This is a genomic window from Salegentibacter maritimus, assembly GCF_016236915.1.
GTDB classification, from domain to species: Bacteria; Bacteroidota; Bacteroidia; order Flavobacteriales; family Flavobacteriaceae; genus Salegentibacter; species Salegentibacter maritimus.
On sequence record NZ_JAEHOK010000001.1, the window covers coordinates 62,071 to 85,003 of the forward strand.

The 22,933-nt window shown below is 36.6% G+C and carries 20 protein-coding genes and 1 pseudogene; 12 read left to right on the plus strand and 9 right to left on the minus strand.

Annotated features, from left to right (window positions below; all coding sequences use genetic code 11):
• Positions 1–31 precede the first annotated feature (31 nt).
• Both aroC and I6U49_RS00300 read left to right on the plus strand, forming a co-directional pair.
• Positions 32–1,096 (plus strand): chorismate synthase, encoded by a 1,065-nt coding sequence (aroC, locus tag I6U49_RS00295; protein WP_198627137.1) that lies wholly within the window; start codon positions 32–34, stop codon positions 1,094–1,096.
• A 28-nt stretch (positions 1,097–1,124) separates the two neighbouring features.
• Positions 1,125–2,471, plus strand: coding sequence for a dicarboxylate/amino acid:cation symporter (locus tag I6U49_RS00300; protein WP_198627138.1), 1,347 nt, complete (start codon positions 1,125–1,127; stop codon positions 2,469–2,471).
• On the opposite strand, the gene I6U49_RS00305 is transcribed toward I6U49_RS00300, so the two are convergent.
• Together I6U49_RS00305 and I6U49_RS00310 are read right to left on the minus strand one after the other, a co-directional pair.
• Positions 2,468–2,881, minus strand: coding sequence for a thiol-disulfide oxidoreductase DCC family protein (locus I6U49_RS00305; RefSeq protein WP_198627139.1), 414 nt, complete (start codon positions 2,879–2,881; stop codon positions 2,468–2,470). The two genes, I6U49_RS00300 and I6U49_RS00305, sit on opposite strands and share 4 nt — an antisense overlap.
• Before the next feature lies 1 nt (position 2,882).
• Positions 2,883–5,069 carry an endonuclease MutS2 gene (locus I6U49_RS00310; RefSeq protein WP_198627140.1) on the minus strand — a complete coding sequence of 729 codons (2,187 nt, stop codon included), beginning with the start codon at positions 5,067–5,069 and terminating at the stop codon, positions 2,883–2,885.
• A 46-nt stretch (positions 5,070–5,115) separates the two neighbouring features.
• Between I6U49_RS00310 and I6U49_RS00315 the strand changes: the two genes are divergently transcribed.
• Positions 5,116–5,781, plus strand: a complete 666-nt coding sequence (locus tag I6U49_RS00315; protein ID WP_198627141.1) for a uracil-DNA glycosylase — start codon at positions 5,116–5,118, stop codon at positions 5,779–5,781.
• Positions 5,782–5,783: 2 nt separating this feature from the next.
• Here the strand turns inward: I6U49_RS00315 and I6U49_RS00320 are convergent, their stop codons facing one another.
• The 3 genes from I6U49_RS00320 to ppk1 are packed head-to-tail and all read right to left on the minus strand — an operon-like array spanning position 5,784 to position 9,290.
• Positions 5,784–6,359: a hypothetical protein gene (locus I6U49_RS00320; RefSeq protein ID WP_198627142.1), complete on the minus strand. Its 576-nt coding sequence runs from the start codon at positions 6,357–6,359 to the stop codon at positions 5,784–5,786.
• Positions 6,360–6,387: 28 nt separating this feature from the next.
• Positions 6,388–7,239, minus strand: coding sequence for a substrate-binding domain-containing protein (locus I6U49_RS00325; RefSeq protein WP_198627143.1), 852 nt, complete (start codon positions 7,237–7,239; stop codon positions 6,388–6,390).
• On the minus strand, positions 7,236–9,290 hold the full coding sequence (gene ppk1 / locus I6U49_RS00330) for a polyphosphate kinase 1 (protein ID WP_198627144.1): 2,055 nt from the start codon (positions 9,288–9,290) through the stop codon (positions 7,236–7,238). Before ppk1 ends, I6U49_RS00325 begins: the two co-directional genes overlap by 4 nt.
• A 352-nt stretch (positions 9,291–9,642) precedes the next feature.
• Between ppk1 and I6U49_RS00335 the strand changes: the two genes are divergently transcribed.
• Positions 9,643–11,220 carry a hypothetical protein gene (locus I6U49_RS00335; protein WP_193709522.1) on the plus strand — a complete coding sequence of 526 codons (1,578 nt, stop codon included), beginning with the start codon at positions 9,643–9,645 and terminating at the stop codon, positions 11,218–11,220.
• Between the two features lie 150 nt (positions 11,221–11,370).
• On the opposite strand, the gene I6U49_RS00340 is transcribed toward I6U49_RS00335, so the two are convergent.
• From I6U49_RS00340 to I6U49_RS00355, 4 genes are read right to left on the minus strand one after another with little or no spacing between them, the layout of a single operon-like run.
• Positions 11,371–12,240 (minus strand): nucleoside phosphorylase, encoded by an 870-nt coding sequence (locus tag I6U49_RS00340; protein ID WP_198627145.1) that lies wholly within the window; start codon positions 12,238–12,240, stop codon positions 11,371–11,373.
• Between the two features lies 1 nt (position 12,241).
• Positions 12,242–13,174 (minus strand): DUF1835 domain-containing protein, encoded by a 933-nt coding sequence (locus I6U49_RS00345; protein WP_198627146.1) that lies wholly within the window; start codon positions 13,172–13,174, stop codon positions 12,242–12,244.
• 25 nt (positions 13,175–13,199) lie between these two features.
• Complete coding sequence (locus tag I6U49_RS00350; RefSeq protein ID WP_198627147.1) at positions 13,200–13,550, minus strand: translation initiation factor; 351 nt, start codon at positions 13,548–13,550, stop codon at positions 13,200–13,202.
• 3 nt (positions 13,551–13,553) lie between these two features.
• Complete coding sequence (locus I6U49_RS00355; protein WP_198627329.1) at positions 13,554–14,504, minus strand: isopenicillin N synthase family dioxygenase; 951 nt, start codon at positions 14,502–14,504, stop codon at positions 13,554–13,556.
• Between the two features lie 144 nt (positions 14,505–14,648).
• Between I6U49_RS00355 and I6U49_RS00360 the strand changes: the two genes are divergently transcribed.
• From I6U49_RS00360 to I6U49_RS00390, 8 genes and pseudogenes are all read left to right on the plus strand, one after another.
• The gene (locus I6U49_RS00360) at positions 14,649–16,637 is read left to right on the plus strand and encodes an alpha-ketoacid dehydrogenase subunit alpha/beta (RefSeq protein ID WP_232804600.1); all 1,989 of its coding nucleotides are present in this window, start codon (positions 14,649–14,651) and stop codon (positions 16,635–16,637) included.
• A gap of 129 nt (positions 16,638–16,766) precedes the next feature.
• The gene (locus I6U49_RS00365; RefSeq protein WP_070055250.1) at positions 16,767–16,928 is read left to right on the plus strand and encodes a DUF1328 domain-containing protein; all 162 of its coding nucleotides are present in this window, start codon (positions 16,767–16,769) and stop codon (positions 16,926–16,928) included.
• Positions 16,929–17,034: 106 nt separating this feature from the next.
• Positions 17,035–17,514, plus strand: coding sequence for a lipocalin-like domain-containing protein (locus I6U49_RS00370; RefSeq protein ID WP_193709527.1), 480 nt, complete (start codon positions 17,035–17,037; stop codon positions 17,512–17,514).
• Between the two features lie 15 nt (positions 17,515–17,529).
• On the plus strand, positions 17,530–18,228 hold the full coding sequence (locus tag I6U49_RS00375) for an OmpA family protein (protein ID WP_198627149.1): 699 nt from the start codon (positions 17,530–17,532) through the stop codon (positions 18,226–18,228).
• Positions 18,229–18,590: 362 nt separating this feature from the next.
• Positions 18,591–18,795 (plus strand): annotated as a pseudogene (locus I6U49_RS17265) (3-oxoacyl-[acyl-carrier-protein] synthase III C-terminal domain-containing protein); the annotation flags it as partial.
• A complete protein-coding gene (locus tag I6U49_RS00380) occupies positions 18,789–19,583 on the plus strand; it encodes an SDR family oxidoreductase (protein WP_198627150.1) in 795 nt (264 codons plus the stop codon). The pseudogene I6U49_RS17265 and the gene I6U49_RS00380, both read left to right, overlap by 7 nt.
• Positions 19,584–19,831: 248 nt before the next feature.
• On the plus strand, positions 19,832–20,548 hold the full coding sequence (locus I6U49_RS00385) for a hypothetical protein (protein WP_198627151.1): 717 nt from the start codon (positions 19,832–19,834) through the stop codon (positions 20,546–20,548).
• A gap of 267 nt (positions 20,549–20,815) precedes the next feature.
• Positions 20,816–22,840 carry an aconitate hydratase gene (locus I6U49_RS00390; protein ID WP_198627152.1) on the plus strand — a complete coding sequence of 675 codons (2,025 nt, stop codon included), beginning with the start codon at positions 20,816–20,818 and terminating at the stop codon, positions 22,838–22,840.
• Positions 22,841–22,933 lie beyond the last annotated feature (93 nt).

Here is a 22,933-nt window from a genome sequence, read left to right on the forward strand (position 1 = left end):
GAAAAAATTACATTTGTTCAAAATCAAAAAAATGGCAGGAAATTCCTTCGGAAAACTATTTAAACTTACCACATTTGGAGAGTCTCACGGAGAGGCAATTGGCGGAATTATAGACGGATGTCCTGCGGGAATTCAGTTAGATACAGAAAAAATACAAACTGAACTTAACAGAAGAAAGCCTGGACAATCGGCTATTGTAACACAAAGAAAAGAACCAGATACCGTAGAGTTCTATTCCGGGATTTTTGAAGGAAAAACTACGGGTACTCCTATTGGCTTTGTTATTAAAAATGCCAATCAAAAATCTAAAGACTATTCGCATATAAAAGATACATATCGTCCCAGTCACGCCGATTATACCTATGATGAAAAATATGGCGTACGTGACTATAGGGGAGGCGGCAGGTCTTCGGCGCGGGAAACTGCTTGTAGGGTAGTGGCCGGTGCTATAGCAAAACAATTTTTGCATGGCCTGGAATTTACCGCTTATACAGCTTCGGTAGGAAAAATAGGCTTGGAAAAAGATATAAAAGACCTTGATTTATCCCTTATTGAAACCAATGCGGTGCGATGTCCTGATCCTGATTCAGCAGCGAAAATGGAGGCTTATATAAAAGAGATTAAAAAAAACGGCGATACTGTTGGAGGAACCTTACAATGTGTGATTAAAAACGTTCCAAAAGGATTGGGAGAACCTGTTTTTGACAAGCTTCATGCAGAGCTGGGTAAAGCAATGCTTTCTATAAATGCCGTTAAGGGCTTCGAATATGGTAGCGGGTTTGAAGGTACCACCATGAAAGGTAGCGAGCATAACGATCTCTTTAATGAAGACGGAAGTACCCAAACCAACCTAAGTGGTGGAATACAGGGCGGAATTTCTAACGGGATGGATATTTATTTTAATGTAGCTTTTAAACCCGTGGCTACTATTATGCAAAAACAAGAAACTATAAACAAACAAGGAGAAAATGTTGAGATGCAGGGAAGAGGAAGACACGATCCCTGTGTGGTACCAAGAGCTGTGCCTATTGTAGAAGCTATGGCAGCACTGGTAATAGCCGATTATTTCCTTCAGAATAAAAGTTCAAAAATTTAATCGATTTAAATCCTGAAATTTATATCCCATGAAGAAACTTGCACTGCATTGGCAGATTTTATTAGGAATGGCAGCAGGGGTTGTATTTGCTCTAATTCTAACCAATTTTAATTGGGGAGCGCAGTTTATAGAAGACTGGATAAAACCTTTTGGTAATATTTTTATAAATGCCCTTAAACTTATTGCAGTGCCGCTTATTTTGGCCTCTTTAATAAAAGGAATTTCCGATCTTAAAGATATCTCAAAACTTTCTAAGATGGGAGCGCGTACCATTGGTATTTATATTTTTACCACGGTAGTAGCTGTCTCTATAGGCCTAACTATGGTGAATCTTATTAAACCCGGAGATGCCATTACCGCTGAAACACAACAGGATTTAATTGCAAGTTACGAAGGCGACGCATCGGGTATAAAAGCCAACGCCGATAAACAAAGAGAATCTGGCCCTTTACAGGCATTAGAAGATATTGTACCTAATAATATTTTTGCCGCTGCAGGAGATAACGCCAATATGCTACAGGTTATTTTCTTCGCAATTTTCTTTGGTATAGGACTTATACTTATCCCCGAAAAAACAGCAAAACCGGTAAAAGATTTTTTTGATGGTTTTAATGAAGTAATTTTAAAAATGATCGATATAATAATGCTTACTGCTCCTTATGGTGTATTTGCATTATTAGCAGCTTTGGTGGTAGAATCTCCAAGCACCGATTTATTTGCAGCCCTTGCCATGTATGGTGTTACTGTACTTTCTGGATTGGCCTTAATGATTGGTTTTTATATTTTACTTGTGTGGGTAGTTACCAAAAACAAACCTTCTTTTTTTATTAATGGTATTTCCCCTGCCCAATTGCTGGCTTTTTCTACCAGTTCCAGTGCAGCTACACTACCGGTTACTATGGAAAGGGTAGAGGAGCATATGGGGGTTAGCCCCGAGGTTTCCAGTTTTGTGCTACCTATTGGTGCCACTATAAATATGGATGGTACAAGTCTTTACCAGGCCGTTGCTGCAGTTTTTATTGCACAGGCGTTTGGAATGGATCTTAGCTTTGCAGCACAACTTGGAATTATTGCAACAGCTACATTAGCTTCTATTGGTTCTGCAGCCGTGCCCGGAGCAGGAATGGTTATGTTGGTAATTGTACTGGCACAAGCCGGAATCCCGGAAGCAGGACTAGCACTTATTTTTGCCGTAGACCGGCCTCTGGATATGTGCCGAACCACCGTAAATGTTACGGGAGATGCTGCGGTTTCACTTATGGTAGCAAAATCTGTAAATAAAATGGGACCACCTAATGTAAAAGAATGGGATGATAACTATCACCCAAAGAGTAAAGAAGCTAAGGCCAATGTAGAGGAAGAGGAAAAAGTTTAATCAAGAAACTTAGCCTTTAATTCGGGGGTTGGTATCATGCAAGATTCTTTTTTGCCATACCATTTGTAGCGATTATTTGCTATAAAATTGTAAATACTGTCTCGTAGGCCTTCGGGTATAAAGAGCAGATTTTTAAGAAAAGAATAGCCGCCGGAAAGTTCCCTTGAAATTTCGAGGGCAGCGGTAGATTTTCTGTAATAAGCCACTCCTGGATCAATTAAGATTATAGAATCCAGTTCTTCAGGATCCATTCCTCGTTCTGCAACCAGTTTTTTACCCAGTTCACTTTGCAAAGAGGCAAAGCGAAATATATCTTTTTTATCGTGTTTGATTATAAAAGTAACTGCCCCGTTACATAAATTACAGACGCCATCAAAAAGGACGATTTTTTTATCTTTTGGTAATTCCATATTATTTCTTTTTCATTGCCTGTACTAACTCCAGTTTATCTACATCTACTTGCGTAGTAAACATCCCATAGTTAACCGTGGCTTTTCCTTTTTCTATTTTATCCAGAGTTCCTACAGAACGGCTATCTTCTAATCTAACCCTATCACCAATTTTAGGTTTTACCTTTGGCTTGTTGGCTTCCTGTCTCTCTTTCTCTAAAATTTTGGCCTTTTCCTCCTTTTTCTTCTTCCTTATAACCGAAACCTTTTTCTTTACTTCCTGCTGTACTTTTTTCTCTTTCTCCTTCTGTATTTTTCGCTGTTTAGCCGATTCTTTTTTTCGTTTAGAGTTTTCTATTTCCACAAATTTCAGAAATTCACCAATAAGCTCTTTTTTCTTTTTATTCTGAAAATATTTCTCACTTAATTCATTCACTTTTTGCCCCATGTAAATAAGTCGCTGGTTACTATCATATAATTCCTGATAGCTTTCCAGTTTTTGCTGAATCCTGGAGTTGGTTTCTTCAAGCTTATCTTTTTCCTGAGCAGCCTTTAGCTCTTTTGTTTTTAAAGAATCTGTTGTTTTTTGAAGTTTTGAACGTTCTTTTTGCAGCTTGGCAATACTTCTGTCAAACCTTATTTTACCTTTTTCTACCTTTTTTCGGGAGCGGTTAATAAGACTATATGGAATTCCATTTTTTTGGGCTACTTCAAAAGTAAACGAACTGCCGGCCTCACCAACCTGAAGTTTAAAAATTGGCTCTAAACTACTGGAATCAAAAAGCATATTGGCATTGCTCATATTTGGCATTTCATTGGCCAGCTTCTTTAAATTGGCGTAATGCGTAGTTAAAATACCAAAAGATTCCTTTTCGTAGAAAACTTCAAGAAAAGTTTCAGCCAGGGCACCACCAAGTTCAGGGTCACTTCCTGTTCCAAATTCATCGATTAAAAAAAGGGTCCTATCATCGCATTTCCGAAGAAAATAATTCATATTTTTCAGTCGGTAGCTATACGTGCTCAGATGGTTTTCAATAGATTGGTTATCTCCAATATCGGTAAGTATTTTTTCAAAAAGACACATTCTACTGTATTCGTGCACCGGTATTAAAATTCCGCTTTGCAACATAACCTGTAACAGGCCTACAGTTTTTAAAGTAATACTTTTTCCTCCTGCATTAGGACCGGAAATAACAATAATTCTATTATCTTTTGAAAGCTCAATACTTTGCGGAAAAGTTTTGTCGCCTTTTTTCTTATTGCTTAAATAAAGTAGTGGGTGATAGGCATCCTTAAGCTGAATTTCCCGCTCTTTTGTGATTTTTGGAAGTAAACCATTAATCTTTTCAGCATATTTGGCTTTGGCGGCAATAACATCTATTTCACAAAGTAACTCCTGATAATCTATTAAAAGAGGTTTAAAGGGCCTTATTTTATTAGTTAATTCCTTTAGAATTCTCTTTATTTCCTCTTTTTCTTCATACTCAAGATTATTGAGTTCACGGGTATATTGGTAGGTGGCTTCCGGCTGAATGTAAACAATACTTCCGGTTTTGGAATTTCCCAATATTCCACCTTTAACTTTACGCCGATGCATAGCACTTACGGCTAAAACCCTTACATTTTCTACCACACTCTCCCTAATTTCATCCAAATATTCATAAGAATGATAGGTGCTAAGCGCTTTTGAAAAACTTGAATTTATTTGCCCTTTAACCGAGTTAATAGATCGTCTAAGCGACTGTAATAAAGGAGAGGCATCATCCTTTAATTCCCCAAATTTATCGATTACACGTCCAATATTTTCTACAATCTCTGTTGTATATTCTATTTCTGAAGTAGTCTTGTATAAACTAGGGTAATATTCTTCAAATTTTCTAAAAAATTTAATGTGCGTATTTACAGTTTCAGAAAGGTTAGATATTTTCCTGAAACTTCCTACCTCCAAAATAGAATCTTCAATTTCTAAAGTACGAAGTTCATTTTTTATAGTTTCGAAACCGTGATTTGGTATTCTGCTTTCCCTGGTTTTAGAGCTAACATATTCGTTGGTTTGGTGAAGTCCAAAAATAGTCGCGTTTCCCGTTTTATACGGTTTAAGTTTTAAAGCTTTTTCCTTGCCCGGTCCTGTAATGCACAAGTCTGAAATTTGTTGGCAAACAACAGGAAACTCAAGGTCTATAAGGCTTTTTGGTGTAATTTTAATCATAAATAAATTTCCCTACTTTTGAGGCTCTGCAAATTTACTTAATAAAATGAAGGTAGCGATACACCCCAGCTGGAAAAAAGAACTGGCTCAGGAATTTGAAAAGGACTATTTTAAGAATCTTACAAATTTTGTAAGGGAGGAGTATACTAGTAATACCTGTTATCCAAAAGGAAAAGATATCTTCGCTGCTTTTGATCGTGCTACGTTTACCAGTACAAAAGTGGTTATCTTGGGTCAGGATCCTTATCACGGGCCTGGGCAGGCGAACGGGCTCTCTTTTTCGGTTAACGAAGGAATTCCCTTTCCACCTTCTTTGCAAAATATATTTAAGGAAATAGAGAACGATCTGGGCAAACTTGTTCCAAATTCGGGAAATCTTGAACGCTGGGCTAATCAGGGCGTTTTGTTGTTGAATGCAACGCTTACTGTTAGGGCCCAACAGGCAGGCTCTCATCAGAAAAAGGGCTGGGAGCTGTTTACCGATAAGGTTATTGAAATTATTTCGGCAGAAAAAGAAAATGTAGTTTTTATGCTTTGGGGGGGGTATGCCAAAAAGAAAGGAGCCAAAATTGACTCCTCAAAACATCTTATTTTAACCAGCGGCCATCCTTCACCCTTAAGTGCAAATCGAGGTTACTGGTTTGGTAATAAACACTTTAGCAAAGCAAATACTTATTTGAAGCAAAAGGGAAAAGAACCAATAGATTGGTAAGCTTAAAAGCGGAATCCAACATTTACATTAAATTGACCTACAATGGTAGGTGCATTATCATTGAATAGGTTTCTACCAATACCTGCACCGAGATCCAGGAAAAATCCGCCGCTGGCAACAAATTTACCCCCCACACCAAAACCAAGGGCGAAATCAGTATAATTTTCATATTCATAATAACCGTTTCCGTTTGGTTCACTAATATAGGTTTCATCATATTCTCCGTTGGAAAGCATTCCGAAACCGTGAACATAAAATCCGCGGGCATAATTATCGCCAAAGAAATATTTGTATTTTCCGGTTAAGGATAAATCTTTGGTAAAAGCATCGGCCACATCTTCGCTATCTTTATCTAAAGCCTGAATGAATACTTCTACACCCCAACTGGAATTCTTATCCAAAATTCGTTCGTAGTTAAGATCCAGAGCTCCAAAAGCAATCAGGTTTAAGGCACCAATGCTTATTTCATTTTGGGCGATATCCCTTTTATCGGGAGTGTTGTTGGTTATGGATGTATCTTCTTGCGCGAAAGTGAAGCCTGAGACAAGCAAAAAAAGTGATAAAAATAATTTTTTCATTTAATGGGGGATGAGATGTAAATAATGGCTACAAATTATGAATAAATTCAGAAACGGGCATTTTTTTTGAGATTAAATTAAGCTCAAGCAATTTATCCTGAACTTTTTCTATCTCGTTTTCAGATAATTGCTCCTGGCTCCAGGATGTAATTTCCAGCCATTTTTTAATATCTTCTAGTTTTTGATCATATTTTTCAGCCAATTTTTCGGCAATCTTGGGAAGCTGTTTAAAACGTTCGGTTTCGTCATTTAATACTTCCAACATGGTTCTTAATCGTTCCGGTTCATTTTTTAAAGATTCGTTTCTGGCGGCAATAACAAAACAGGACCAGGGAGTTGGACAATCTGCCAATCTTCTAAAAATTCGTTTATCTACCAATGGTTTTGTGGTAAAATGTTCCCACATAAAATATTGTGCTTTATCTTCGCTTAAAGCTTTTACCGCACCGTCCAGGTCTTTTACTATTTCAAATTGAAGGTTCTTAGTGTCCCACTCGTGGTTTTGTGCGTTTACATAAGCCATAAGATGCGATCCGCTGCCATTTCTACTAATTGCAGCTTTAGTGTTCTTAAGTTCTTCAACCGATTTATATTTAGAGGCTGCAGCTACGTGAATTCCCCAAATTAAAGGAGTACCAATATAAGTTTGTATAATTTTACTATTATTTCCGGCATGGATATCTTTTATAATTCCTTCAGTTAATATTACAGCGACATCAATTTCACCCGAGCGTAAAGCCTGGTTCATTGCACCAGTGCCTCCGGGAAAATCTTTCCAAATTACATTTAAACCCTTAGCTTCAAAGAGCTTTTCTTCTATACATAAATGCCACGGAAGGTTAAAATGTTCTGGTACCCCACCTACTTTTATCGTTTTCATAAACTGTGTTTTTCCTTTAAATATTTGTAAATCTCATATTGTGAACGCATCGATTTTTCATTTTCTCCTTTTTGCACATATTCATTCTTTTCTTCTGCATCCTGAATTCTTGCTTTCACGTTATCTTTTAATTGAATATCTAAAATCTCTTTAAATTCCTGTGCTATTTCTTTGTCTAAAATAGGGGAGAGCACCTCAATTCTACGTGAAAGGTTTCTGGACATCCAATCGGCACTGCCATAATACATTTTTTCGTCCCCTCCATTTTCAAAAATATAAATTCTACCGTGCTCCAAAAACCTGTCTACAATACTCGTAATATAAATATTTTCACTTAAACCTTTTATTCCCGGAATTAAACAGGTAAACCCCCTTACAAGCAATCTTATTTCTACACCTGCATTACTCGCTTTGTAAAGTAAATCTATCATTTCAGGATCTTCAAGACTGTTCATTTTGGCGGTAATCTTTGCTTTTTTTCCTTCCCGGGCATTATCAATTTCGTTATAGATAAGTTTTATAAATTCCTGTCGTGTAGAAAAAGGGGAGATCAACAAGTTTTTTTCCCTAGGAATAATAAGCTCTCCCTCCAATACTTTGAACAAGCGCGATAATTCCTTAGCAATTTGTTTATTAGAAGTGAAAATAGCATGATCGCAGTAAATTTTAGAGGTTTCACTGTTAAAATTACCGGTACCTATATATGAATAATTAATAAGCTTATCATCTTCCATACGTTGAACCAGCATAATTTTGGAATGTACTTTAATCTTAGGGTAGGAGTATATTACATTAGCTCCCTTTTTTTCAAATTTACGTCCCCATACTATATTGTTTTCCTCATCGAACCTGGCTTTTGCTTCTACAAATACGGTCACTTTTTTCTTATTCTCTAAAGCTTTTAATAGCAAACTGGTTAACCTGGATTCATCGGCAACACGATATAAGGAAATTTTAATGGCTATAACCTTTTTGTCGTTTACAGCTTGTTCCAGGAAATTTTCTACATATGAAAAAGACATATATGGGAAATGAACTGCCTGGTCTTTTTTAGAAATTGTCTCAAAATAATTCCTGGAATTAGCTAAAACTTTATGCTCAATTTCCGGTAGTTCTCTAAAGTGTAAATCAGGATTTTTAGTAGGATCGGGGAACGAGAAAAAATCATTAAAATTATGATATTTCCCACCCGGCATCATATCTATTTTTCCAAGATTTAGAAGTTTTCTAAGCCTTTTATGCAAAAAATCGGGCATTTCGGCATCATAAAGCAACCTGGTTGGTTGCCCATCGCTTCTTTGTCCCAGCGAATCATAAATCTTTTCGGCTAATGCACCCTCATAAATATCATCAATATATAACTCGGCATCACGTGAAAGTTTAATTTCATAAACACCTTCTATTTCTTGATCCTGAAACAAGTTGTTTATTTGACTTCTAATAATTTCATCAAGGAAAGTAATAGAGTTCTTTTGGCCGTCGCCTTGTAACTTAACAAACCTACCGCATTTACCTACAGGTATATTAACAATTCCTAGTTTTTCTTTATTGATAAAGTTTACCACAAAATACAGCTCGGCATTTTCTAAAAAGAGCTCATTTTTTCTTGAAATATCTATTATTTGTGGTTTAATATGAGTTACTATCTCTTGCTGAAAATAATTTGCAGCAAATTCTCTTTGCAAATCATTAAAATGACCGGCATCCAAAAGATATATATTATTCCTGGCGAGTTCGGGTAAAATTTGTTTTTGGTAAATCTCCCCAAATTTCTGTTGTTGTAGTTTAACTTCTTCAAGAATTTCCCTGGTTATTTTAGAAGGTTTCAAAGCGAGTTTTTTTCGAATACTTTTTTCTACTCGCTTCATTTGCCTAAGTTGGGCCACCCGTACCCTAAAATATTCATCCAGGTTAGAAGAGAAAATAGCTAAAAAACGAATCCGCTCGTAAAGCGGATTGATTTTATCTTCAGCCTCTTGTAAAACTCTTGCATTAAAACTAAGCCAATTAAGGTCTCTATGCCTTAATGGAATTTCCTGTGGTTCCTGCATTATTGATTTCTGGTTTAATCAAAAATACAAATAAGGCTAGAGCATTGTTTTTAATATTGTGTTAAAAACAGTTGCCTACCCCGGTTTCTATTGTATCAACTTCAAATACTAATAAATCTTAGAAATTTAGAAAAATAGATGGTTTAACATGAATAATCTTTCTAAAATTATGGGTTTTCCTCCATTTTAAAAGCAAAGCCTACTAACTACTTTTAATACATCGAATTAAAACTTATTCTAAACTTTTTTATTCGATTCCCTACCAATTGCCCCACACTAAATTTTATGATTAAACACTAATCCAGGTTATTCTGGAGCTATTTAACCAATTTATTAACCAAAATTTTAAATTATGAGAAAACTAAAACATTATTTTATGTGCCTGGCGGTATTATCGCTTATCATGGTATCATGTAGTAAAGACGAGAACCCGGCAGTTGCAGATGGTTCAGATGAAGTTGCAACTCTTTCTTTTGGTGCTATAGTTAACGACATGCTTAAAAAGCCGGCTACCAAACAAGCTATGGAAGAAATACCGGAATGCTCTGATGAAGCCCCGGCTTATGTGCATGTAGTACTTACCGGACCAGAAGATGTTGGTAGTATGGAAAATCCGCTAATGGTAGAAATAAATCCTACACCCGGTGACTATGATGGGGATGGAGAAGATGAATACTTTACAGAATATTCTTCAGATCTGGAGCTTGTTCCGGGGTCTTATAGCCTGGAGTATTTTGCAGTATATGACGAGAATGATAACTTAATTTGGATAGCACCGGCAGCAGGCAGTGAAATGGAAGATTGGGTAGATATGGCGTTGCCCATGGACATCGAGCTAGGTGCCGGAGTTAAAAAATATGTAGACGTAACTGTTCTGTGCTTTGACGACCGTATGGTAAACCTATATGGATACCTATTCTTTGATTTAGAAGGGGTTGAGGCCATAGAGCTGTGTATTTTTGGTAACTGGTGTGATGAAAGCGGAAGACATTATGTAGCCGATTATTCTGTAAATATTTGGGCAGGAACCGACAATACTGGCAGTGTTTTGTATACCGGAGAAAACGATGTACTAACCAATGATGCCGGTGAAGAATATTCCGATCCTTTATGTATCTTTTTACCAGATAGTGCAGAACAGGATGATTACTATATTGAAATTTCAATAGACGGTGAAATTGTTCGTCAGGGTACGTTTACTGATAGTGATGTAAAAGAATTATTTGATGGAGAAGATGCCGTAGATTATTACCATTTCTTTGCTGGTTGTAGTTCAGCTGATACTCCAGATATTTTTCAGGATAATGGTAATGGAGGTCCACCACCTGTTATAGATGAAGATACCGAGATTTATATTTACTTTGATTCTTCAGGATCCATGAATAGTACCTTAGCACCTTTACAAACAATGAGAAATACACTGCTAAAAGATGCGTTATTACCACTTTATGGAAATGATGAAGACGAATACGATGCTAAAGTACGTGTGATTGAGAATGGTACAGAGCGTACCTTCAATATGCTTAATATTGAAGGCGATACTCCCGATGGTAATGTTATTGCCATAGTATTCCAGGATGAGGCAGAAACCGTTTACCATAGTGGTCAGGCTATATGGGATGAAAACTCAACACGAACTCCTACATTCGATAGCGATATGTCAACCTTTCGTGGAAGATTAGCTTCATTTCCAATGAACTACTACCGTGGCATAATCTTCCAGGTAAATACAACCGGCCACCCGGCATTTGATAACTTTGAAGAGCTGGTTCATGCTGTAGAAGATGGTACCGGAAATTATAGTGGAGCCAATGGTTTATCAGACAGGAATGAATTGGCGTATGTGTATGAAATAAACGGAGGAGATACGGCTCAATATTATACCGATCTCCTAGTGCAAACTTTGCAAGATTTAGGCTATGATTTATAGGTTAAATTAGTTACTATTTAATTATGGTTAGGGAAAACCGCTTCATCATAGATATGGAGCGGTTTTTATTTTATCACTAATAAAGCTTACACCCAGAGTTTTAAGTAGAAATAAAGAAACCCAATACTTAGATTTACCTGGTATTTAAATTTACTTTACTAATTGATCTAGAGTGTATTTAATTAAATCGTCTACTGATTTTTTAGGCTCTCTTGAGAAAGTCCCTGCCGCTCGATTGGCTATAACTGCGTTCATGGAAATTGCTTCATGACCTAATAATTTGGATAAACCATAAATGGCTGAAGTTTCCATCTCTAAATTTGTGATCTTTTGATTGTTAAAAGAAAATGAAGTTAATTTCCGGTTCATTTTATCATCCTGCAATGCCAAACGTAAAATTCTACCTTGAGGACCATAAAAGCCAATATTAGTACCCGTAACACCTTTGTGTAAGCCCTTACCTTTCATTTTATCAATTAACTCTTTACTTCCGCCTACCACATAAGGTGCAGCTTTTTTAGGAAGCCAATTTAAATGTTTAATAAACGCTTCAGCAAACTCCAGATCCTGAATATGTTCGCTATCGTAGAAATGCAAAAGACCATCAAAACCTATGGCACTTTCACTTATTATAAATTCATCTACAGGAATTTCTTCCTGTATGGAACCGGTAGTACCAATTCTTATAATATCTAAACTCTTAACCTCTTTTTTCAGCTCTCTGGTTTCAAAATCTATATTTACCAGGGCATCTAATTCATTCAAGACAATATCTATATTATCTGGGCCAATACCTGTAGAAATTACGCTTATACGTTTCCCTTTATAATACCCGGTTTGGGTGTAAAATTCCCGTTTTTTAACCTTGAGTTCAACCTTATCAAAATGTCGGGTAACTCTTTCTACCCGGTCTGGATCTCCTACCGTAATCACGGTATTTGCAAGATGTTTGGGCAATAAGTTTAAATGGTAGATACTACCATCGGGGTTTTGGATTAATTCTGAAGCTTTAATTGGCATATTATAGTTTTAAAACTTTGTGTGAATCTGAGTCATATAAAAAATCATAAATCTTTGCTCCGCCATAATATTCATCGTTTATAAGGTCTCGGTAAAAATTCTTTTTCTTCGCCAACGCATCAAGGCCATCCTGGGTTAATTTAAGTTTCTGGTTTTCCAGCGTATAGAACATACTTAATTTATTTAACACTCTTTCCATTTGGGAATCACTATATCCATAATAACCCTGATATTGTAAGGCGTACCCCAATAATTGGTTTATAGAGGTTATATGTTGTTGCTCTACTAATTTAAGCACGTTTCTTTCTAGCGAATTAATACCGGTTCTGCTATTGGGAAAGCGTTCAATATGCGCTCTAATACAACTGGATAGATATTCAAAGTTAGAACTTTTCTTAATCTGCTGCTTGAGCTTAATAGGGTTATTGCTACAGTACAATTCCCATATTAAACTAGCTATTTCCAAATCCTCTTTATCAAGCTCTATTTTATGGTTAAAATGGTTTAATAAATGTTTTAGAGGTAATTGAGATAGTGGTAAAAGCTCTTCCTCTCCTTTTTGTCTTTTGCTGCAAACCAGATAGAATGGAACATTTGGTTTATTTTCAAGATAGAAGCTTATAGCGGCCAACATGTTGATATGACAAAAAAGATCAAATTCAAACCAGAGTACAACGTGATCATAATCCTGAGCAGCTTTCAGTTTGTTTAGCTGAGAGACAAATCGATTTTGGTAATTTTCAGAAGAAATATCATAGGCCTTTTTTAAAAATTTCTGACGTAAATTAATAAATTCATTAGAACCTACTTCTTTAGTGCACGGGCCTTCGCACAATAATTCACGCCACACAATAGTTTCACCCGAAAGGCCAAGTTCTTTAACTTGTTCAGCTAAACTATCTCCATTAATAATATGTAGAGCTTTATCTAACATAGGAAAAATTTAAGTTGGACAGAAATCAACCTCCAACCCTTTTTACATTGTAACCATCCTTCTTTAAAATCTCCATCACCTTCTCACGATCATCCCCTTGTATAATAATCTCACCATCTTTAGCCGAACCACCCACTCCGCATTTTTTCTTTAATTTCTTTCCAAGTACCACTAAATCTTCATTAGAGCCTTCAAAACCTTTAATAATAGTTACTGTTTTACCTCCACGACCTTTATTGCTAAAATGTGCCTCTAAATATTGGTCCTGGGGCGCTAAAGTTTCTTGAGTTTCATTTTGTTCGTTGCCATCAAAATCATCCTTTGTAGAATAAACAAAACCACCCAGATCTTCGAGTCCTAGTTTTTTCTTGGGCATAATTTATTTTTTTAGAAGTCCTATTTCTACCAGCCGTTGATGTAGAAAGTCTCCGGCAGTAATGTCTTCATATTGTTTCGGGTTCTCTTCATCTATACATTGCTCGAGGCAATCCAGCGGCATTTCGCTTCTTGGATGCATAAAAAACGGAATAGAGTACCTTGGATTGCTCCATTCTTCTTTAGGCGGATTTACCACCCTATGAATTGTAGAGCGCAGCTTATTATTGGTATGCCTTTCTAACATATCACCAACATTAATAACCAGTTCATCTTCTTGGGGCAAGGCATCAATCCACTCACCGTCTTTTCTTAACACCTGCAGTCCTCCTGTAGAAGCTCCCATAAGTAGAGTGATAAGGTTTATATCTCCATGTGCACCTGCTCTTACAGCTCCTTTAGGTTCTTCGGTAATTGGAGGATAGTGAATTGGCCTTAAAATACTATTGCCATTGCTGGCCCAATGATCAAAATAATGTTCACCCAGCCCAATATATAAGGCTAAAGCACGTAAAACGTAAATTCCGGTTTTTTCCAGCATTCGGTAAGCTTCCATTCCTACCTTATTAAAATCCTGAAGTTCTTTGACCTGAATATTTTCAGGATATTCTTCAGTGAGGTTGGCATCTTTATCTGGCTCCTGACCAAAATGCCAGAATTCTTTCAGATCACCTTCTTTTTTACCTTTAGCGTGTTCTTTGCCAAACGAGATATATCCTCGTTGACCTGCCAGGCCTTCTATTTCATATTTTTTCTTTACTTCCAGGGGAAGTGCGAAAAAACTTTTTACTTCTTTATATAAATTTTCCTCAAGCGCACTGTCAAGGAAATGGTTTTTTAAAGCTACAAAACCAATTTCCTCGTAAGCTTTACCAATTTCATCTACAAATTTTTGCTTTCGTTTCGCATCGCCCGAAATAAAATCGGCCAAATCTACGCTAGGAATATTATTCATTGCCATAATATGCTTTGTTTTAGGTAGTATTACAAACAAAGTTAAATAAAATTACGGGAGTCCCCGAGGCTTTTTATATTTCTTAGCATTTATAATTTTGGTTACATTTGAGAAACAAACATTTGTATGCATCGAGATTCTGCAATGAATTCAATCATAAAATTTGATAGAAAAAATCTTTCTTCAGTTCAACTTTTAGATTTATATGCCGCACTTCTAAAGCCCCGATTAATTGAGGAGAAAATGCTTATTTTACTTAGACAGGGAAAAATATCGAAATGGTTTAGTGGTATAGGCCAGGAGGCTATTTCGGTGGGAGTGACAAAAGCTCTAAACCCCGATGAGTATATTTTACCAATGCACCGTAACCTTGGCGTATTTACTAGTAGAAATGTTCCTTTAGATAGGCTTTTTTCCCAATGGCAGGGAAAACAAAACGGGTTTACAAAAGGCCGTGACCGAAGCTTTCATTTTGGTACCCAGGAATATAAGATTGTTGGAATGATCTCGCATTTAGGGCCTCAATTAGGAGTTGCCGATGGTATTGCCCTCGCGCATAAACTAAAAAACGAATACAAACTTACAGCAGTTTTTACAGGAGAAGGGGGGACTAGTGAAGGTGATTTTCATGAAGCGCTTAATATTGCTTCGGTTTGGGATTTACCGGTTATGTTTTGCATAGAAAATAACGGCTATGGACTTTCAACACCTACCACAGAACAATATAGATGTAATCACCTTGCAGATCGTGCCAAAGGTTATGGGATGCAATCTTATATCATTGATGGTAACAATATTATTGATGTTTACAGTAAAGTTTCTGAAATAGCTAAAAGCATTAGGGAAAATCCACGTCCTGTTTTATTGGAGTTTAAAACCTTTAGAATGCGTGGCCACGAAGAAGCCAGTGGAACCAAATACGTACCTGAAGGTTTAATGCAGTTCTGGGCACAAAAAGATCCTGTAAACAACTTCCAACAGTTTTTAAAAGAGGAAAAGATTCTAACTGAAGACCAGGAATCTCAGTTGATCAATACAATTAAAGCTGAGATAAATAGCAACCTAAAGAAAGCTAACGACGAAACCCCGGTGGAATTCGACGAAACCAACGAATTAAATGATGTTTTTCAAAAGTTTGTTTATCAGTCAGTTAAACATAATAAGAAAACAGAAAATATTAGATTTATAGATGCCATAGCGCAGGCTGTAAGACAATCTATGCAGCGACATAACTCACTTGTGTTAATGGGCCAGGATATCGCAGAATATGGAGGTGTTTTTAAAATTACCGAAGGACTTTTAAAAGAATTTGGCAAAGATCGCGTAAGAAATACCCCTATATGCGAATCGGCTGTAGTTGGCACTGCCATGGGCCTGTCTATTAGTGGCATGAAAGCCATGGTAGAAATGCAGTTTGGGGATTTTGTGAGTTCCGGCTTTAATCCAATTGTAAATTACCTGGCCAAAAGTAACTATAGATGGAACCAAAATGCCGATGTAGTGATAAGAATGCCCTGTGGAGCAGGAGTAGGGGCAGGCCCTTTTCATAGCCAAACCAATGAAGCCTGGTTTACCAAGGTTCCGGGGTTAAAAGTTATTTATCCGGCTTTTCCATACGACGCTAAGGGACTTTTAAACACCGCGTTTAATGACCCGAATCCTGTCTTATTTTTTGAACATAAATTATTATATAGAAGCATTAGGCAGGAAGTTCCGTTAGATTATTACACATTAGCATTTGGAAAAGCTTCTGTAATAAGAGAAGGGAAAAGTATCACTATTATAACCTATGGAGCCTGTGTTCATTGGGCTTTAGAGGCTATAGAGGATATTGGATTAAATGAGGTTAATTTAATTGATTTAAGGAGTCTTCAGCCTTTAGATAAGGAAACTATTATAAGAGGTGCAAAAAAGACCGGAAAAGTTTTAGTACTTACTGAAGATTCAATGTTTGGAAGCTTAGCTTCAGAAATTTCTGCAATTATTTCAGAAACCTGTTTTGAATATTTAGATGCTCCGGTTATGCGCCTGGGTAGTGCTGAAATGCCTATACCTTTTGCTACAGCATTGGAAGAAGGCTATCTTCCGAAGAAAAAATTAAAAGAAAAGATACAGCAATTAATAGACTATTAATAATATTAAGCTGATAATTGAATGATTTTAAGAATCCTTAACAAGCGCGCTGTTAAAGTATTAATAATCTTTTGTCTCGGTTCTACACCTGCTGTAATTTAGTTTATAACTAATCAAAAATCTAATATTATGATACGTTTAATCGTTATTTTCTTAATTATTGCTCTGGTAGCTGCTATCTTTGGCTTCGGGGGAATTGCAGAAGGTTTTGCTGATATTGCTAAAATTATATTCTATATTTTCCTTGTATTGCTTGTAATCTCTCTGGTAAGCCGATTATTTAGAAGATAAAAACATTTTAAAAAATAACTAAAAATCCAATGTATTGTGTCAGATGTTCATCGGCAAACATTGGGTTTTTACATAAATACCTAATAAACTACTTAAACAACTAATAATGAAGAAGCTATTTATACTTGGTTTTGTAGCCGCACTTTTTGTGGCTTGTGGCCCTAGCAAAACCGCGAAAGAAGCTAGAAAAACTTTTGATGGAAATTGGACACTTACCAGCGTAACTTACCCAAACAGTTCGGGTGAGTTTGATGTAACCTTACTAAATGATGCGAATGCCTCTTGCTTTGAAAATAGTACATGGAACTTTGTTTCCAACAATAATAGAGGGGCATACTCCGTTCAGGGTAGTAATTGCAGCCAGGGACAACGTTATTTTGTTTGGTCTATAGACGAAGAAAATACACCTGAAGGAGTTTATGATTTTTTATTAAAGCCAACGGATGAAGATTATAAATCTACCACTGGAAACCAGGGGTTCCGTATGAATTTAAAATCACTTTCAGAAAACCAAATGACGTGGGAGCAGTCTGTAATGTTAGAAGGTTCTCCCTTTGTGATTAGAATGAATTTTTCTAAACTTTAAATAAATTATTTTACTATGAAAACGACAATAAATAGAATGTTTGCCATTCTCTTTGCTTCAACCCTGCTCTTTAGCTGTGAGGCTACTAAGAATGCAAATAATAAGCAAAAAGGAGCTGTAATTGGCTCAACTGGTGGTGCCGTGATTGGTGGTGTTATAGGAAACAATACCGGCGATGGCAATACGGCATTAGGTGCCATTATTGGTGGTGTTGTAGGTGGAGCTGCCGGAGCCATTATTGGTGATAGAATGGATAAACAAGCCAAAGAAATAGAAGAGGAAATCCCAGGGGCTGAAGTAGAACGTGTAGGAGAAGGTATAAATGTTACTTTTGATGAGAAAAGTGGAGTTTATTTTGATACCGAAAAGTATAATATTAATGCAAAGTCGCAGGCAACATTAAATAAACTTGCCGATATCTTTAAAGAATATCCTGACTCTAATATACTGGTAGAAGGACATACCGATAATACAGGGAGTGAATCTTACAACCTTACCCTTTCAAAAAATAGAGCTCAGGCGGTAACCAACTATCTAGTGAATAACGGTCTAAGCAGTGGTAGGTTTGAAACAAAATGGTATGGAGAATCACAGCCAAAATATGATAATTCAACTACCGAAGGTCGTGCTAAAAACCGCAGGGTAGAGCTAGCAATTGTGGCTAACGAAGAACTTAAAGAAGAAGCGCGAAGAAAAGCTGCTGAACAGAATTAAGCTTTTTAAGTTCCCAAACAACTATTAAATCCCGGAAAAGTCCGGGATTTTTTTATGCTTTTCTTTCAGCTAAGAACAATGCTTATTAATAATGAAATTTTTAATTTAATTAGGTTAAAAAAGAAATAACTAAAAGCTTTTACAACAGCTGCCACAAACAATCATCAAATACTCTGGAAAATGAAATGGGCATTTCGACACTGTTCAATTATTTAGAAAGAAAATATAAAAAATGTAAGCCTTAAAAAGTATTGCCCCAATAATGTTCCCGCAATACAGGGAATATTCTTCTCATTGATTTAAATCTTGATGATAGAGTATATCATCTTATACATTATTGATGTGGAAAGAAAATTATGTAAACAGTTGAAAATCTTTTTGGTAACTTAGGGGAGAATATAGATGAAACCCGTAAAGTGCTTCTCGGCAATATGGGAATATAAGCATTGCAAAAATATTGTATATGTTAGAGTGACTTATAAGAAACAGCCAAAAGCAGGTGAACAGGACTTTATGTTGAGTTTTGGACCTGGATTTTCGGCACAAAGAATTTTATTGGAATGGTAACAGATTTTAAAGATCTTAATTATTGGGCTATTATTTTAGGAGGTAGTACTGGCCTTGGTTTTGCCACTGCCCGAAAATTAGCCCATCACGGGATGAATATTATCATTATTCATAGAGATAGGAGTGCTGATATTGCTGAAATTGAAGAAGCCTTTGAAGATATTAGAGAACAGGATGTAAAATTTGAAAGTTTTAATGTTGATGCTACTAATGCTGAAAAAAGAGGGAAGCTTATTAAAGAGATTTCCGAAATACTTGGTGAAGAAGGTAAAGTACGAACTTTAGTGCATAGTATTTCTAAGGGAAATCTTAAACCAATGACAGGTGAAGAGCCTACCCTTGGAAATATAGACTTCCAAATTACCATAGATGCAATGGCTATAAGCCTTTACGATTGGACTAAAGCTATTTTCAACTCAGGACTTTTTGCAAAAGATGCCAGGATTATTTCCTTTACCAGTGAGGGGAATAAAAAGGCCTGGGCTAATTATGCAGCTGTTTCAGCGGCTAAAGTTGCCTTGGAGGCCATCACCCGAAGCATTGCCCTGGAATTTGCGCCTCACGGGATTAAAGCAAATTGTATTCAGGCCGGCGTTACCGTTACACGATCTTTTCAAATGATTCCCGGTAACGAAACCTTGCGAGTTCACGCCTTAAAGCACAATCCCTTTAAAAGGCTTACAATCCCAAAAGATGTTGCTAATGTTGTTTATTTATTGAGTAAGGACGAAGCTAGTTGGATTACCGGAACTATTTTACCTGTAAATGGAGGGGAACATTTAAAATAAACTCCTGGGCGAATTATCACAACACGCTAAAAACGTTTTTGGCATCAATTAACATTTGTAAAAATGAAAAGAGAATCGCATTTGTAACTTATTTAGGTGAAAATCTGCCAATTCCATTTAACCTTTTTCATATCGGGAATTTTTCTGCTTTTGCCGTCTCGTTAAATATGTCCTAAAACCAGATTTCTTCATTGTAAAAGCCTTGCCTTATTTGTATCTTGAAGCAACTAATTTAAAACGATTTGATTATGAAGACTGTTGATAAGATGGAAGTGTTACACAGCCAAAGCGCCGAATTTATTGAAAAAGGTGAAAAAGGTAAATTTTTAAAATTAATCCCCGATACTTTTATTATCAAGGGAGAGGAAAAAGATGGTGCTTTTAATCAGGGGTATGCTATTAGACATATTAATAGACAGGATATTTTGCTTATTGATGTGGTTGAAGAGTCTACGAAAGAAGCTGTAAAAAAACTGGTAAACGATGGCTATAAAATAAAAGGAATCTTAATTACCTGCGATGCTATTTTAAAAGATGCATATGCAGACTTAAAAACGATTTCTGAAGATGCCGGTGGTGCCCCAATTTTTGCACATGCGCGTAACAACTTTAAGGACAGTTTCAAAACAAAAGACATCACTGAAAGAAAAGGAGTTCTAAAGGATTTTGGTTTAAAAGTATTTGATCTTCCCGGCAATGGAGGTGCATCGGTGGTTATTTATTCTGAAATTAACGACGGAATGTTATTTCCGGGGGAAGATGCTGAAGGCTCTCCTTATAATTCAGATTTAAATACTTTTAAAAGGCCAAAAATGGATAAATCCAACGACGATTTCGGCTTAGCTGGAAGCTGGAGTGCTTTTGATGAAGAGTTCGCTTACTTATTTCCAAGAAAAGGAAAGCCCGGGTTTAATATTGAAGAAGGTCAACAAACAGATATTTTAAATGCCTTAAGTAAAAATTAATAATAATGTCGTCTCAAAAATAATCCGTAAAATATTTCGCAACACGAGTTCAGAATATTTGAAAGCTTATTTTTCACACGACTTTTTTTGAAAACAGCCATAAATAGGGAAGGAGTGCCTTCTGTAGTTATGGCTGTTTTTATTTACTATTCATTTATAATTAAATAAGTTAGTTCGCATCTATTAAACTTTAGATTTAAGATATTGTTAAACGGGCTAACTATTCCTTTAAAATGTAATATTTTAAAGCATAAAAATTAACCAACTATGTCTCAATTAAACGTAACACAAAAACTAATTAAGGAGCATTTACTGAAAGGTGAAATGACTCCCGGAAAGGAAATTGGAATAAAAATAGACCAGGCTTTACTGCAGGATGCAACCGGAACATTGGTACAATTAGAACTGGAAGCCATGGGATTGGATAAAGCACAAACAGAAGTTGCGGTGCAATATGTAGACCATAACTTATTACAAACCGATTTTAAAAACGCCGATGACCACTTATTCCTGCTTTCAGCCGCGCAAAAATTCGGACTTTGGTATAGCAGACCAGGAAATGGAGTAAGCCACCCTGTACATATGGAACGCTTTGGGAAACCTGGAAAAACAATGGTAGGCTCAGATAGTCACACTCCCGCAGCAGGATCTTTAGGGATGCTGGCCATTGGTACCGGCGGACTGGATGTTGCGGCAGCCATTGCAGGGCAGCCTTATTTTGTGAAAATGCCCAAAGTTTGGGGAGTTAAACTTACCGGGAATTTACCAGATTGGGTGAGTGCAAAAGATGTGATTTTAGAAATGTTACGACGTCATGATGTAAAAGGCGGAGTAGGAAAAGTGATAGAATATTATGGAGATGGCCTTAAGAACTTAAGTGCCATGGATAGGCACGTAATCGCCAATATGGGCGCCGAACTGGGCGCTACTACTACAGTTTTTCCAAGCGATGAGGAAACGAAAAGGTTTCTGAAATCTCAAAAAAGAGAACACGATTGGAGAGAACTAATAGCCGATGAGGGCTGTGAATACGATTTACACGAAGAAATTATTTTAGATGAACTTGTACCATTAATAGCATTGCCTACAAGTCCGGGAAATGTAGTTGCTGTAAGTGAAGTGGCAGGAAAACCCATTAGCCAGGTTGTTATTGGTTCATCAGCTAATCCGGGATTACGCGATTTCTGGATTGCGGGAGCTATGGTAGAAGATAAAGCGGTGAGTAGCGATGTATCTTTTGATATTAATCCAACTTCGCGACAAATAATTCAGAATATGATAGAGAATAAGGCCTTTGCTAATTTGATTAAGGCCGGTGCCCGTTTTCACCAATCGGGTTGTATGGGTTGTATAGGAATGGGCCAGGCTCCTGCATCGGGTACCATTAGTTTACGTACCATGCCCAGAAATTTTCCTGATAGATCGGGAACTAAAGACGATCAGGTTCATTTGTGTAGTCCTGAAACAGCTGCAGCTTCAGCACTAACAGGAAAAATTACCGATCCCAGGGATATGGAAAAGCTTTACAATATGAAATACCCTAAATTTGAATATCCCGAATTTCATATTATTAAGGAAGATATGCTGGTCGCACCACCGGAAGATGGTTCTAAGGTAGAACTTCAAAAAGGACCAAATATTAAATCGCTACCATACATTGAACCAATGCAAGATCATTATAGTGTTCCTGTGATGCTTAAAATGGGTGATAATATTTCTACCGATGAAATTTTAAAAGCAGGGGCAGAGGTGCTGCCTTTTAGAAGTAACCTTCCTGAAATAAGCAAATTTTCGTATACAGTTATTGACGAAACTTTCTATGATCGTGCAATGAAAGCCAAAGGAGAACATGGTGGGCATATTGTAGTGGCAAAAGATAATTATGCACAAGGCTCCAGTAGAGAGCATGCGGCTATTGCGCCAAAATATTTAGGGCAAGTGGCAGTAATAGCTAATAGTTACGCCAGGATTGCCTGGCAGAACTTAGTAAACTTTGGAATTTTGCCTTTAGAGTTTATTGATATTTCAGATTATGATAAAATTGAACAAGGCGATCAGGTAGTTTTTAAAAATCTTAGGGAAGACATTAAAAACCGAAATAATATTAAGGTGATTGTAAAAAAAGCCAATGGTGAGAAATTAAATTTTGAAACAAGGCATAGTATGAGCGATAGGCAAATTAAAGTACTATTAAAAGGCGGGATTATTAATGAATTTAAAGAACGTATTGAAGCCAACGAACTTGGTGAAGGGCAGGCCCTGGACGCAAAAGAGGCTGATACGAACAAATGAAGATTTCTATTTAACTATTGAAAAACCAGGGGGTAAAAAAAAGGCTATTTGAATAGTTTTCAAATAGCCTGTTCTACATAGAACTGCAAAACC